Origin of the sequence: Corynebacterium sp. HMSC064H12 (genome assembly GCF_001809925.1) — a bacterium.
In the GTDB taxonomy this organism is placed as follows: Bacteria; Actinomycetota; Actinomycetes; order Mycobacteriales; family Mycobacteriaceae; genus Corynebacterium; species Corynebacterium jeikeium_D.
The window spans coordinates 1-12,804 of the sequence record NZ_KV799330.1; the positions used below are offsets into that span (position 1 = coordinate 1).

At 58.0% G+C, this 12,804-nt stretch carries 11 protein-coding genes; 2 read left to right on the forward strand and 9 right to left on the reverse strand.

Going from position 1 to position 12,804, the window contains the following annotated elements; genetic code table 11:
- Window positions 1-176: 176 nt before the first annotated feature.
- Complete coding sequence (locus tag HMPREF2681_RS02580; RefSeq protein WP_069358885.1) at window positions 177-1,454, reverse strand: MFS transporter; 1,278 nt, start codon at window positions 1,452-1,454, stop codon at window positions 177-179.
- 261 nt (window positions 1,455-1,715) lie between these two features.
- On the opposite strand from HMPREF2681_RS02580, the gene HMPREF2681_RS02585 reads away from it, so the two are divergent.
- Entirely contained in the window at window positions 1,716-3,284 is a 1,569-nt protein-coding gene (locus tag HMPREF2681_RS02585) for an NYN domain-containing protein (RefSeq protein WP_070545985.1), read from the forward strand.
- A gap of 181 nt (window positions 3,285-3,465) precedes the next feature.
- On the opposite strand, the gene HMPREF2681_RS02590 is transcribed toward HMPREF2681_RS02585, so the two are convergent.
- Window positions 3,466-4,311, reverse strand: a complete 846-nt coding sequence (locus HMPREF2681_RS02590) for a PspA/IM30 family protein (RefSeq protein WP_070545987.1) — start codon at window positions 4,309-4,311, stop codon at window positions 3,466-3,468.
- A gap of 161 nt (window positions 4,312-4,472) precedes the next feature.
- Here HMPREF2681_RS02590 and HMPREF2681_RS02595 point away from each other — a divergent pair, with 161 nt between their 5' ends.
- Window positions 4,473-5,774 (forward strand): serine hydrolase, encoded by a 1,302-nt coding sequence (locus HMPREF2681_RS02595; protein ID WP_049189421.1) that lies wholly within the window; start codon window positions 4,473-4,475, stop codon window positions 5,772-5,774.
- A 104-nt stretch (window positions 5,775-5,878) separates the two neighbouring features.
- Here the strand turns inward: HMPREF2681_RS02595 and trxA are convergent, their stop codons facing one another.
- The 7 genes from trxA to rpsF all read right to left on the reverse strand — a co-directional run bounded on the left by trxA (window position 5,879) and on the right by rpsF (window position 12,535).
- Window positions 5,879-6,259: a thioredoxin gene (gene trxA / locus HMPREF2681_RS02600; RefSeq protein WP_016421700.1), complete on the reverse strand. Its 381-nt coding sequence runs from the start codon at window positions 6,257-6,259 to the stop codon at window positions 5,879-5,881.
- A 142-nt stretch (window positions 6,260-6,401) separates the two neighbouring features.
- Window positions 6,402-7,250: a fumarylacetoacetate hydrolase family protein gene (locus HMPREF2681_RS02605; protein WP_016421701.1), complete on the reverse strand. Its 849-nt coding sequence runs from the start codon at window positions 7,248-7,250 to the stop codon at window positions 6,402-6,404.
- A gap of 89 nt (window positions 7,251-7,339) precedes the next feature.
- The gene (locus HMPREF2681_RS02610) at window positions 7,340-8,536 is read right to left on the reverse strand and encodes an acyltransferase family protein (RefSeq protein ID WP_049189420.1); all 1,197 of its coding nucleotides are present in this window, start codon (window positions 8,534-8,536) and stop codon (window positions 7,340-7,342) included.
- Window positions 8,537-8,678: 142 nt separating this feature from the next.
- On the reverse strand, window positions 8,679-10,271 hold the full coding sequence (gene dnaB, locus HMPREF2681_RS02615; protein WP_049170075.1) for a replicative DNA helicase: 1,593 nt from the start codon (window positions 10,269-10,271) through the stop codon (window positions 8,679-8,681).
- Window positions 10,272-11,006: 735 nt separating this feature from the next.
- A complete protein-coding gene (gene rplI / locus HMPREF2681_RS02620) occupies window positions 11,007-11,459 on the reverse strand; it encodes a 50S ribosomal protein L9 (RefSeq protein WP_005511982.1) in 453 nt (150 codons plus the stop codon).
- A gap of 100 nt (window positions 11,460-11,559) precedes the next feature.
- On the reverse strand, window positions 11,560-12,126 hold the full coding sequence (locus HMPREF2681_RS02625) for a single-stranded DNA-binding protein (RefSeq protein WP_049170077.1): 567 nt from the start codon (window positions 12,124-12,126) through the stop codon (window positions 11,560-11,562).
- A 121-nt stretch (window positions 12,127-12,247) separates the two neighbouring features.
- Window positions 12,248-12,535: a 30S ribosomal protein S6 gene (gene rpsF, locus HMPREF2681_RS02630; RefSeq protein ID WP_005511978.1), complete on the reverse strand. Its 288-nt coding sequence runs from the start codon at window positions 12,533-12,535 to the stop codon at window positions 12,248-12,250.
- Window positions 12,536-12,804: the final 269 nt, after the last annotated feature.

Here is a 12,804-nt window from a genome sequence, read left to right on the forward strand (position 1 = left end):
CAAACACATAAACTGCCTGGCCACGCTGACCTCCGAATACATTACACACATGCCCCTATTTAAGCGAATCCGCTGGTAGAACCTGGAAAACGAATCACTTTAGTTAACTCTGTATGCCAGATTTGAGCCTTCCTACGGCTCGGGCGCTACTTTTCAGCAACTCAGCAATTGACCAATTACTTAGTCAGAGCCGCCTTGTCACCTGCGAGTCGTCGCCAAGCAGTGGCAGACGCGACCCCCATCAGCGCACCCGCACCCAGAAACACGCTGCCTGCACCCATCGCGGTAGCACCCAAACCAGCAACCGGCGGCAGGATGACCTGCGCCAAGCGGTTACCCATCAGTCGGATGGATAGCGCCTGAGCGCGCACCTCGGCATCCACCAGGGAGCTCACCCACGTCATTGACATGGGCATGACAAAACCCCACGCCAAGCCACAGATACCAACCGCGACAACCATCAGCCACGCACTCTGTAGCCACGGCATTGCCAAAAGCGGCAGGACACCGGCACAAACTGCAATGATAAGGACTCGATTGCGATTAGCTCGGTGCAAAACAGTCGGCATGAGGGCTCGGGAAATAATCGCGAGGCCACTACGCGCACCAAGGATTACCGTCACCTCGGCAACACTAAAGCCCAGTTCGCGTCCCAGCACCGGCACATATGCCGTCAACAGGTCAATGGCTACGATGACCGCAATTGATACAGCCATGGCGCTGGACATGCCGTCGATACGCAGGATGCTTAAGACCGATGCGCCGCTGGCTTCGGCCTGCCCCGGCCGCCTCTCGTCCATCCGGCTGCGGTCGCTAACAGTCGACGCCGGGGATTGCTCAGTTGAGCTAGCAGCTTGCACTTCGGCGGCTGCATTCGCTTCGTGCCGTCGATAAGCAGTTGCGACCGGCCAGCCGATGACCAGGGCGACCGCGCCGATTCCCGTCATCACCCAGAGCGCGAAAGTTGTAGCGGTCATAGTGCTGCCGTCGTGGTTGGGAGTGAGCAGACCTGCACCGACAATGCCGAGGAACTGCCCGACGGAAATTCCGAGCGTGAAATAAGCAAAGAGGCTATCGAGCCCGGCGACGCCGCCACGCAGGTGCGAAACCATGCCTTGAGCGGCGATGAGCGTGGTCATGTGGGCAAAACCCAGGGCCACGTAGCCGAGCAGAAGAATAGGTAGGTTCGGCGAGAGCGCCATTACTGCTGCCGCGATGACGGTGGCGACGAGACCGGAGTACATGACTTCGGTGGCGCGATGACTGTCGACAAGCTTGCCGGCGGGAAGCGCAATAATAAGAGGTACAAGTGAAAATGCGGCAGTGAACCAGCCGACGGTGGCGGCGGAACCGCCAAAATCGAGGACTCGCCAAGAAAGCAGCACGCGACCGCCGTTGAAAACCGCTTGTCCCAACACAGTAATGAGAACCAATAGGCCGAACCAGCGTCTCATACCTGTTTGTAACTCCCCTTCTCCTGTGTGGTCGTACTCTTCGCGGGGCGATTTCTTTGCACGTCAATACCTAAATTGATCGGTGCCTTCTCGTCGACTCGCACTCCTGCCAACCCGCGAAGAGCGGTCAAAGTGATGCGGCTTATTAAGAATAGTCCCTGAAGTTAAACATGTTTAGCGCATAGAATGAATTATTCGGGCATCCTTGTCGATGTAACCGGTTTGCTTATTTAGTTAATAAAGAATCAGGAATTAGGAGCCATGCTTGAACGCACATTGGTGTTCGTCGATACGTCATATTTATTGGCGAGCTTTTACAACTCGTGGGAAACCGGAGCCCGCGGGCAATTAGAAATCGACCTTAGAGAAGTAGTTAGTGTCCTTGACCGAATGATTAACCAGCAGCTGAACCAGCCAGTTCAGCGGCAACTTTGGTACGACGGCATCCCGGAGTCGGGGCCGCATCGTTACCAGCGCTCACTGCGCACGATTGATGGTGTGCAGCTGCGCGCAGGTCAGCTCATTGAATGGGGTGACCGACGGACTCAGAAGGCCGTCGATACGCGACTCGTCGCAGACATGGTCGTCGCCGGCCTGCGCAACCAAGTTTCCGATATCGTGCTGGTCTCGGGCGATGCGGACATGCTGCCCGGCGTCGCTGAGGCTTCGGCTGCCGGTGTGCGTGTGCATCTCTACGGCTTCGGCTGGGACTCCATGTCCGGTGCACTTCGCCATGCCTGCGATTCGACGACAATCCTCGATCCCCGCGAGGACTTCGCCGACGCCATGCAGCTCAACGTCCTTGAAGGCCCAATCCCACCGGTCGTCCGCACGAATAAGCCGCTGGGCGATGCCGAACCAATCGAGGATCTCGGCGCCACCTGCGTGCCGGATACGCGCATCACTCCTCCGGGCGAGGGCTCGCTTGACGACGGCACGGAGAACACTCCCTCCGCTGCCGACGGTGACGCTGCTTCGCCGGAGGCCGGCACTCCGGAGGTTCCGCAGGACCAGCGCGTTGTGCCATCCCCCACGGCTGACAGCGACTCCGACTGTCGCAGCGAAGACAATGCCGCAGCCACGCCGACGGCCAAGGCCGACTCGCCGAAGTTCAACGAGGTCGAGCACGCGGCCAAGATGGGTGCCCGGGAAATCCCGGCGCAGGCTGAGCACCGCGCTGAGGTAGAGCGCACCGGCGGTTCAGAAGCTACACGGGTGGATTCCGCTGCTTCGGGCGTTTCGGCTGCCTCGCCAACGCAGCAAACGCACCCAGCGCAGCCTTCTCCAGCGGCCATGCCCGGCGCGACAGTCAACACTGGCAGTGGGGCTGGTAACGACACTGCGAACAACAGCGGAGCCGAGAATGCAGGTGCGTCTGCCTCCGATTCCGCGTCGTCGACTGCAACCGGCAGTGGGGAGTCGGCGACGGAGTCGTCGACAAGCGAAGACGGTGCCAACACGAGTACGCCGAAACCAAGCCCGCGGCCGAATCCTTCGATGATGGCGCCAAGGAGGAAGCTGCGTAGTCGATACGTGCCCCTGCCGAACGAGGTGTGGGCATCCGCGGGTTTTCAGACGCCGTTCGATGTGGGACAGCAGTACGCGAACTGGTGGTACGAGAATATTGCAAACGAGCAGGCGCGCGATAGTGCCCACTTGCTCTCTGGTGGTGGGCTGCCACCGGACATTGATCGTCCGCTGCTGCAGTTTGCGTGCGAAACCCTGCACGAATACACGCTGACGGAGACGCAGCGCGTCAATCTGCGCGATGGTTTCCACGCCGGTATCCGCGGAGTGCTGCTCGCGCGGAAGAACGGCGAATTGGAGTAATAGCGCGCCTCACGGATTCGGCAGTTTCGGTGGCTTCAGCACTGCTGGCGCTACTGTCGCTGCTGTCGCTGCTGGCGCGAGAAAGTGTCGGGGTTTATGTCAGTTTAGGGTGGTTTTTCCCGCTCAAACTGACATAAACCCCGACACTTTCTTGTTGACGATTGTTGGCAACTGGTGAACGCTACTTCGCTTCGTCTGCGTCCGTTGTGGTGCCCTCAACGGCCTCAACGGACTCGGCGGACTCGGCGGCCTCCAGCTCGCCGGCGTTATCCTTCGCGGCAGAACCGGATTCGAGAGCAGCGTTTTCATTATTCATCTGGGCACGAATTTCGGCCAGACGCATGTCAGCAGCGGCATCGCGAGTCGAAGTCTCGATCTCAGCCATACGACCTGCCTGTGAGGATTCCGCGAGCTCCTGAGCGCCCAACGCATTGGCGTAGCGGCCTTCAATCTTCTCACGGACCGAATCCAAAGTCGGCACATTCGGATCCTCGGAAATACCCTGCATGCTCTGGAGAGTCTTCGACGCGGTCTCTTGCATCTTGGCCTGATCGGCCTGCGACTCCAGCTTGCGGATATCCTGCTTAATCTGCTCGTAGCGAGCCTGCGACTGCTGCGCCTGACGCTGTGCCTCCTCAGCAGCAGATACGGCCTGCTGGTGGAGCTGCGTAGTATTTTCCAGCTCCTTTTCAACATTCACCAGCTGGGTGGCAAACACCTCAGCAGTGCTTTCCATCTTCTGTGCAGTGGCCTCATCGCCCTTGGCACGAGCTTGATCCGCATTGGCGAGTGCCTGCCGGGTGTTCTCGGTAATCTTGTCACGCTCAGAGGTCAACCGCCCCAGCTGCATTTCCAGCTGATTGCGGTTGCCGATGATAGCCGCAGCCTGACGCTGAATCTCCTGATGGCGCTGACGCTCGGCCTCAGCTGCCTGTGCAATCTGAACCTTAGGATCCGCATTGTCCTCGATCTTCTTATCGAACGAAGACATCATGTACTTCCAGCCCTTGGCAAATGGATTAGCCATGCAAATCCAACCTTCCTCAACATATGCGGAATAACTAATCGGAACCGAGAAGATTCCATCTCTTAAAAAATTGTACGTGAGCTAGCTCGCTCTCTCTCGGCAAACGGAAAGAGCTGGTTACCGACAAGCAAGACTCCCCCAGAGTTGTAAACTCTCTAAACATGGTTCATTGCCCTCAACGCGCGTACCGCGGACTTGCCGCGAGTCTCGCCGCGGTAATTACTCTGTCAGCAACTGCGCCGCTGGCTAACGCGACAGTCACCGCAACTGCTGACTCCACCGATACCGGTGCATTTTCGCAGGTAGTCGTAGCAGCTCCATCGTCAACGGAGCCGGCTAAGCCCTCCGACGCAAAAACCAAGAAGACCACCGAAAAGCCAACTGAAAAGGCTCCCGAGAAGAGCACAGGGCGAACCGCAGAGAAGTCGGCGGAACAGTCGGCTGAGAAGTCGACCGAGAAAACCTCTTCACCGACATCGGAAACGTCCTCGACGGAGCCGTCGGAAAGCACTGTGAAAAGTGAGCCGAAGGAGTTTCCCCCACTTGTGCCAGGGGCGAAGACCCAGTGGGGCCTTGGCGTGCAAACTCGTCTCGACGAAGTGACTGAGAAGTTCGACGCTAAGGGCGGCATGCTCGGCATGGGCATTCTGGATCGCCAGACCGGTGAGTTCATCTGCAACTCACACTGTGATGATGTTTTTCGCCTCGCCAGCCTGATGAAGGTATTCGTCGCCGACGTTGTGGCCTATTCCAACTACACGCAGCCGAAGAAGGGCGAGATTGTCGCTGGCCAGGGTGATATGCCGGTTGAGGGCAACCCCGACGCCATGCTGCGCGACGACATGATTCGATACTCCAACAACGAAGCAACTGACGAGCTGTGGGATTCCTACGGCGGTGTACGCATCGTTGACAATGTCCGACAGCGCTACGGCCTCTCGGATAAGACTGTCGGCTCACCTATGTGGGGAGCCACCACCAGTACGCCAGCCGACATGGTTGCCTACTTTGACCGGATGCTGAGCGAAGAAGGCGGGCTGAGCGACACGGAGACCAAATACATGCGTCAGCTGATGTACTCACTGCCGCGCTACTCCTACGGCGATGCAGACCAGAACTTCGGTCTGCGTGCAGCGCTACCGAAGGAAACGATTGCCAACAAGTCCGGTTGGTACGAAGAGCAGCACACCACTGCCGGATTCCTTGGCGACGATGACCGTTACGCTATCGCGGTTCTGGGCAAAAACCTGACCGCCAACGAACTCACCGAAGCTGTCAAGCACGTGTTCCCAGACGGGCAGGTTCTGCCAACAGGTGAGAAGGAGACAAAGCACGCCCGCACCAGCGCACCACTGTCGATTGAGGAGGACTCGAACAAAGTCGCTCCAGCCCTGTGGGCGCTAGTAGCAGCACTCGCTGGCTTTGGTATTGGCTGGCTCATTCGTGGCCAGCGCGCGGACTAGATACAAAAAGCCCCCGCGCGCTTGAGGGCTAGTTCAGGCGCGGGGGCTTACGCGGAAGTGCTCCAAGTCGGAAAACGCACAGTATGCGGGCTGAACCGCAGAGTTTACTCGGTAGCGCTATCCTGTGCGGCCTGCTCGGCAATTTGCGCACGGACATCATCCATGTTCAGCTCCGAAGCCTGGCCAACCAGATCGCTCAGGGCGGCCTCCGGCAGCACACCAGAGTGCTGGAACAGCAGGATTCCCTCGCGGAAAACAAACAGCGTCGGAATCGACTGAATGCCCAGGGCTGCCGAAACCTCCTGGTTGGCATCGGTGTCCAGCTTTGCGAACACTACCTCTGAGTGCTTCTCCGAAGCCTTCTCATAAATCGGGGCGAACTGGCGGCACGGACCGCACCAGGATGCCCAGGCATCAACGAGCACAATGTCGTTGTTCTGAATAGTCTCAGCGAAAGTCTCGTTCGTAATATCAACAGTTGCCATGGGTCTAACTCCTCTTACTCTTTAACGTCGTGTTCTAACTTCACGTTCTTTACGTAGGTTTTTACCCGTTAGTCTCCCACAACGCACGCGGGGGTCGTTTCATTCCCGCCGGGTTCGCGGGAACGTCGTAAAGCGGCGCGTGCTAGTGGTTGATGCGGACAGTGTTGGCCTGTTTACCCAGGCCATCGATGGTGATGACCATTTCCTGGCCATCCTGAAGGTAGGTCTGCGGGCTCATGCCGTGGCCAACACCCGCCGGCGTTCCCGTGGAGATGACATCGCCCGGGTTCAGCTGCACGAACTGTGAGATGTAGGCGATCAACTTTGCCGGGGAGAAAACAAGGTCCGCAATCGGTGCATCCTGGCGCAGCTCTCCGTCGACGTATGTGCGCACCCGCGCGGAGTCCGCATCGAAAGCATCAGCCGTGAGCATCCACGGCCCGAAAGCACTGGCGCGCTGCAACGTCTTCCCCTGTAGCCACTGCGCGGTGGCATACTGGAAATCGCGCTGGGTGAAGTCATTCATAATCGCGTACCCAGCGATAGCGTCCTGCGCCTGCTCCTCCGACACCCGCAAGCAGGTCTCACCGACGATAACCGCGAGCTCGCCTTCGTAATCGAGCTTCTCCGCGCAGGCCTCCGGCACTCGGATATCATCCTTCGCGCCAGCGACGGCATCGGCAAACTTTGCGAATAACGTCGGCACCTCGGGGCGCTGGTGCCCCATCTCGTCGATGTGCGCGGCATAGTTCAGGCCGACGCAGACAATCTTGCCCGGCCGCGTAATCAGCGGTGCGAACGCCCACGCGCTCTCCGCCATGACGTTGTCAGGGTTGTTCCCCGCCTCCGCCAAGAGTTCTTCCGCTTCACGACGCCACGTTGGCCGCGCTAACACATCTCCGAGACAGTGGTCATCAAAAAGGACCGCTACCCCGTCGCCGAGAACAGCGGCGCGGGTTGCACCCTGATATCGCAACGTTGCTAGACGCATGGCTTTCTCATTTCTTCATGGCTATTCTCTGTGTCACTTCTGCCGCCTGATCGGCTCCCGGTTCCACGCTACCGCCTTGTTGAGCTGAATTAGGAAGCAGGTTCGCTCTTAGGCTGCCGCGGAGCCTCGCCTTCAGGCAGGGAAGAAGGATTCTGACTGCGCTGAAGGGCACGCTGCCCCGGCGTAGTCATGCGCACTACCCACGCAGGACGGACAAAGAGCCACCCGGCACCGATGGCAAGCAGCAACCTGTGCAGACCAAGACACAGCATCGCCGCAATGATAGTCACCAGCGGCGTCATGATGACCAAATGTGGGTCCTTCGGCAGAATGAGGTCACAAATAATCATGACCACAACCAACATTGGAATGTGCATGAGGAAGATAGGCAGCGTTCGGCCGCCAACCTTTTCAAAGGGCACAACTAGGCGAGTGTTCTGCAGCATCGCCATAATATTGATTGCAGCCAGTGCGCCAGTGGTGGACAGGTACACGCGGGTGAAGCCGACGTTGCCTTCGTTAAAGCTCGAGTAGGTCGCCTGCACCCAGATCGCCACCGACAGGAACGCCGTCAGCGTCACTAGCAGTGAGAGGCCGCTGCGACGCTGTGCCATCCGGAAAATCCAGGGCGCACCGTACATGCCCAGCACGTAGAAGAACAGCATCTTGGTGACAAAGTCCCACGACCAGCTGGACGAGGCAAAAGGTGCCCATGCACTAATGAGGCCTGTAACGATGAGCTGAATCACCGGATGTACCCAGCGAAATGCTCGTGTGAGAATTGCGAACAGCGCCAGCGCCCACAGGAACCAAAGGTAGGAAGTTGGTTCGATGATCGCGTGAAGCGTGTTGTAAATTCGCGGCCCCCACGCGCTGTGGTCCGTGATCGGCGGCGGAGATACTATGCCATCGGCATCCACGTGCGTATACGGCATGAGGAAAAGCACGAAGTCACGCAGTGGAACCCAAATCACGTAGAGATAGACCATCACCCAGATTCGGCGATTGGCTAACTTATGCCACGACTCCTTAAGTGCCTTGCCGGCGAACAGCCCAGATAGCAGGAAAAACAGCGGCATACGGATTGGTCCGAGGAAGAAGTTAATCCCCGCCCACTGCGCCGTGTAGTAACCGTGCGCTTGCAGCTCTGTGATGGCATGGCCAAGCACAACTAAAAGAATGCACAGCCCCTTAGCCGCATCTACCCAACCGACGCGCTGTTTCGGCGCACTCTTCTGCCTTTTCGCTTTGGCCTCCGCTGCCACGGGAGCGGCAGTTGGTGACATAGTGCTTCCCCGCTTCCCGACGACTCCGCGTAACCCTCAAAACCTTCAAAACCATCAACGCACGAAAACTCGCCCTATTGACTGTCACTCACCTTACCTAGCCACCCGGATTGCACTAATTCTGGGTGGCTAGGCCAGGCACCTAGAGAGAACCGCTGGGCTCCTCCGCCAGGTTGGCGAACCTGGAGTAATGCAGCTGGTGGGCCACAGCAATGCTTCCGGTCGGTCCACCACGGTGCTTTGCGACGATAATATCCGCCTCACCAGCACGTTCATGGTCAGCCTCCTGCGAGTCCGGCCGGTAAATCAGCATGACGATATCGGCATCCTGCTCCAGCGAACCCGACTCACGCAGGTCCGAGACCTGTGGCTTCTTATCTGTGCGAGCTTCCGGACCACGATTCAGCTGCGAAATTGCAATCAGCGGTACCTCGAGCTCCTTCGCCAACAACTTGAGCTGACGGGAGAACTCCGAGACCTCTTGCTGCCTGGACTCGACTTTTTTACCCGAGCTCATCAGCTGCAGGTAGTCGACCACGATCATCTTCAGATCGTGCTTCTGCTTCAGCTGACGTGCCTTCGCGCGAATTTCCATCATGGTCAGGTTCGGCGAGTCATCAATAAACAGCGGAGCATCACGAATCTTGTCGCCGACCTCGACCAGCTTTGTCCAGTCCCGCTCATCCAGGTCACCGGAGCGCAAAGATGCCATGTTGATCTTCGCCTCTGCGGACATGATGCGCATCATGATTTCATTGCGCGACATTTCCAACGAGAAAATTGCGCTGGTCATGCCGTTGCGAATCGAGGCCGAACGCATGAAGTCCATTGCAAGCGTGGACTTACCCACACCCGGACGGGCCGCAATAATCACCATCTGACCTGGGTGAAGGCCATTTGTCAGCTTGTCCAGGTTGGTAATCCCCGTCGGCACACCCTGCGCCAGACCGCCGTTTTGGGTAATAAGATCCAGTTCCTCCAGCGTGTCATCCAGGACATCGGCGATGGGAACGTAGTCATTCTTCGTGTTCTCACGTCCAACGCTGAAAATGAGCTGCTGCGCCTCATCCACCAGCTGCTCCGGCTCCGTGTCCTCCGCGCCCGCATAGCCAATCTGGGCGATCTTCGTGCCGGCCTCTACCAGGCGACGGATTGTCGCCTTCTCCGCAACAATGCGGGCATAGAACTGCGCATTCGCCGCCGTTGGCACCAGGGAGGCCAAGGTGTGCAGGTACAGCGGACCACCGATGCGCTCCAGGTCTCCAGTTCGATCCAGACGACCTGCCAGCAAAATGGGGTCAATTTCCGAGGACTCACCGTAGAGGTGCAAAATCGCCGAGTAAATCGTCTGGTGCGCCGGTCGGTAGAAATCCTCCGGTGTCAGCTGCTCGTACACATCCGCAACGACCTCTGAGTTCAGCAGCATCGCGCCGAGCACACTCTGCTCCGCCTCGATATTGTGCGGCGGGGTGCGCTCAAAAGTCGCGCCCGCGACCGCACTCGCACGAGCGCCACGACCACGGTCTCGCTCCCAGTCCCGCGCCCCAGATCCGCTTGCCGACGATCCGTTGCCCGAGCTCTGAGAGAAGGAATACTCCTCCGGTGGCGCATCCTCTACCGGCGGTTCCGGGGGCAGCGGAACGTCATCGAAGGAATCATCGTGGGAATTCACCGAGTAGGACGACGCCTCGTCCCCTGCTCCTGAATGACCACCATCACCTACAGGCTGACTCATCGTGAGCAGCTCCTCCCCTTCTGGACCACTTAGGTGCCTTTTCAACCCTGTTGCTGACTGACCGTCACACTCAATATGCCTGTTCCGCCCGCCAGCATTGGACACCTGACTACCTACCGCAGTTATACCTGCTCGAGCGGATTGACGGACCTGTAAAAGTACCCTTTAAGGCCCCAGAAAACAATCCTCGACAGGGGTTATCCCCGAAGTTATCCACAGCACCTGTGGATAAGCCTGGGGAGAACATGTGCACAATCAAGAAAAGTCCAGGTGAACGGTCCGTAACCCTAAACCGCCGCTTGAATGTTAACGGGGGTAGCGGAGTTTCAACCCGAAAATATTCTATCTACGCAGGTCAGTGCGTATTTGCCTTAATCCTGCACAAATGTAATCCTCTGTTACCCCTTTAGCATCGATGCTGCTCATGCGGAGATTATTAACGATGAATTAATAAAAATCTCGTGCACTCCAGAAGAGTTATCCACGGCAGCCAGGCAAGTTACCCACAGGTTTATCCACAGAAATCATTGTTAGCCTGTGGACAAGTCGTAGACGCTCTTTCCAGCACCTGCATAAAAGGCTTTAAACCAGCCTTAAACCACGAAAAGCCCTGACCTTTCACTACGAAAGATCAGAGCTTCACGTGTGCTGTTGTCATTGGGCCTCAGAGCCCGCGCAGTCTTTAAACGCGGTGCTCGTCAGCCGCCGTCAAAGTAAAAACTCTAAACCGCGAACTTACGCGGCGACGACCTGTACGGAAACATGCGCGGTAATCTGCGGGTGCAGCGCGATGTCAACGGTGTGCTTACCAAGGGACTTGATCTGGCTCGGAGCAAGCACGACTGCGCGCTTGTCGATAGCCTGACCGGAAGCCTTACGAACTGCATCGGCGATGTCACCCTTGGTGACAGAACCGAACAGCTTGCCATTTTCCGAAGCCTTCACAGCAACGGAGACGTTGTCGAGCGAATCAATCTTCTGCTTGACTTCACGTGCATGGTCGAGGTCGCGGATAGCGCGAGCCTCCTGGGCACGACGAATGCCCTCGATCTGCTTTTCTGCGCCGCGGGTGGCAACAATTGCCAGTCCGCGAGGAAGCAGGTAGTTACGTCCGTAGCCGGCCTTGACCTCAACGATGTCGCCTGCGACACCGAGCTTGTCAACGTCGGCGGTGAGGATCAGCTTCATGATCCCTGCCTTTCGCTGGATATGTCTTTAAAAGATTATGAGAATTGTGGATGCTAAATCTGCTGCAAACTAGTCACGTAGTGCCGTGGCTGGAAGGAGCTTAGAACGGAGGCTCATCGCCGCCGAAGCCGCCACCGGCCGGAGGAGCTGAGTTCCACGGATCTTCCGCAGGAGCTCCGCCACCAAAACCGCGATCGCCCTGTCCACCCTGGTTGCCCTGGTTTCCACCAAAGCCACCGCCGAAACCACCACCGGCATTTCCGCCCTGGCTGCGGTTGCCGCCGCCAAAGTTTCCACCGCCGTTGCGTGGAGTGCGCGTGACCTGAGCTCGAGCGAACTTCAGGGACGGGCCCACCTCATCGACCTCAACCTCAAAGACGGTACGACGCTCGCCCTCGCGGGTCTCGTAACTGCGCTGGCGCAGACGACCCTGGACGATGACGCGCATGCCCTTGGAGAGACTTTCGACAGCGTTCTCCGCTGCCTCACGCCACAGGCTGCAGGTGAGGAACATGCCCTCGCCGTCAACCCACTGGCCATCTCGGTACACCCGCGGAGTCGACGCGACGCGGAAGTTCGCGACGGCGGTGCCGTTCTGGGTGTACTTAAGCTCCGGGTCAGCAACCAGGTTGCCAACCACCGTGATTTGTACGTCTCCCTGAGCCATGCTTCTTCTCCTCGGTTGTATTCTGTCGAGCTGATGATGGGGCTTTCGCCCGCTATCCTACGGCTTTCGCATTACCGGTGTGCCCCATTCGAGCACTCTGGCTACGCAAATATGACGCAGATTAACGATCAACCCGCAGCACCTTGGTGCGCAGGATGCTGTCGTTCAGATTCAGACGACGGTCGAGTTCCAGCACGGTTGCGGACTCGCAGGTGAGGTCGACGACAACGTAGATGCCGTCTTCCTTCTTCTCGATCGGGTAGGCGAGGTGGCGCTTACCCCAGATGTCCACCTTCTCCACCTTGCCGTTCTCCTTGCGGACAACGTCGAGGTACTTCTCCAGGGACGGGCCTACGGTGCGCTCATCCTGAGACGGATCGATAATAATCATTACTTCGTAGTGACGCACGGACCTCATCACCTCCTATGGTCTAGTTCTTGTATTTCGGCTACACAGCGTGGTGCGCTGGCACTGTCTTTCATGCCAACCGCTATGCAGCAGGAGGATCGTTGCGTCAAGCAACCCTGCCAGGGTACCGCAGGCAGAGGTATATGTCCTAATCGCAGGCGCCATCGGCAAGCAGTACTGGCAAGCGGTGTCAGGGCGCCGAATAGAAAGAGACGCACACAGAGCTACTGCGTGCGCCTCTTTGAATTGTGAAGTTGTCGCGTGCTTGG

Bases quoted from the DNA above. Each gene is read 5' to 3' on its own strand.
- HMPREF2681_RS02580 (WP_069358885.1), bottom strand. From the start codon at position 1,454: ATGAGACGCTGGTTCGGCCTATTGGTTCTCATTACTGTGTTGGGACAA.
- HMPREF2681_RS02585 (WP_070545985.1), top strand. From the start codon at position 1,716: ATGCTTGAACGCACATTGGTGTTCGTCGATACGTCATATTTATTGGCG.
- HMPREF2681_RS02590 (WP_070545987.1), bottom strand. From the start codon at position 4,311: ATGGCTAATCCATTTGCCAAGGGCTGGAAGTACATGATGTCTTCGTTC.
- HMPREF2681_RS02595 (WP_049189421.1), top strand. From the start codon at position 4,473: ATGGTTCATTGCCCTCAACGCGCGTACCGCGGACTTGCCGCGAGTCTC.
- trxA (WP_016421700.1), bottom strand. From the start codon at position 6,259: ATGGCAACTGTTGATATTACGAACGAGACTTTCGCTGAGACTATTCAG.
- HMPREF2681_RS02605 (WP_016421701.1), bottom strand. From the start codon at position 7,250: ATGCGTCTAGCAACGTTGCGATATCAGGGTGCAACCCGCGCCGCTGTT.
- HMPREF2681_RS02610 (WP_049189420.1), bottom strand. From the start codon at position 8,536: ATGTCACCAACTGCCGCTCCCGTGGCAGCGGAGGCCAAAGCGAAAAGG.
- dnaB (WP_049170075.1), bottom strand. From the start codon at position 10,271: ATGAGTCAGCCTGTAGGTGATGGTGGTCATTCAGGAGCAGGGGACGAG.
- rplI (WP_005511982.1), bottom strand. From the start codon at position 11,459: ATGAAGCTGATCCTCACCGCCGACGTTGACAAGCTCGGTGTCGCAGGC.
- HMPREF2681_RS02625 (WP_049170077.1), bottom strand. From the start codon at position 12,126: ATGGCTCAGGGAGACGTACAAATCACGGTGGTTGGCAACCTGGTTGCT.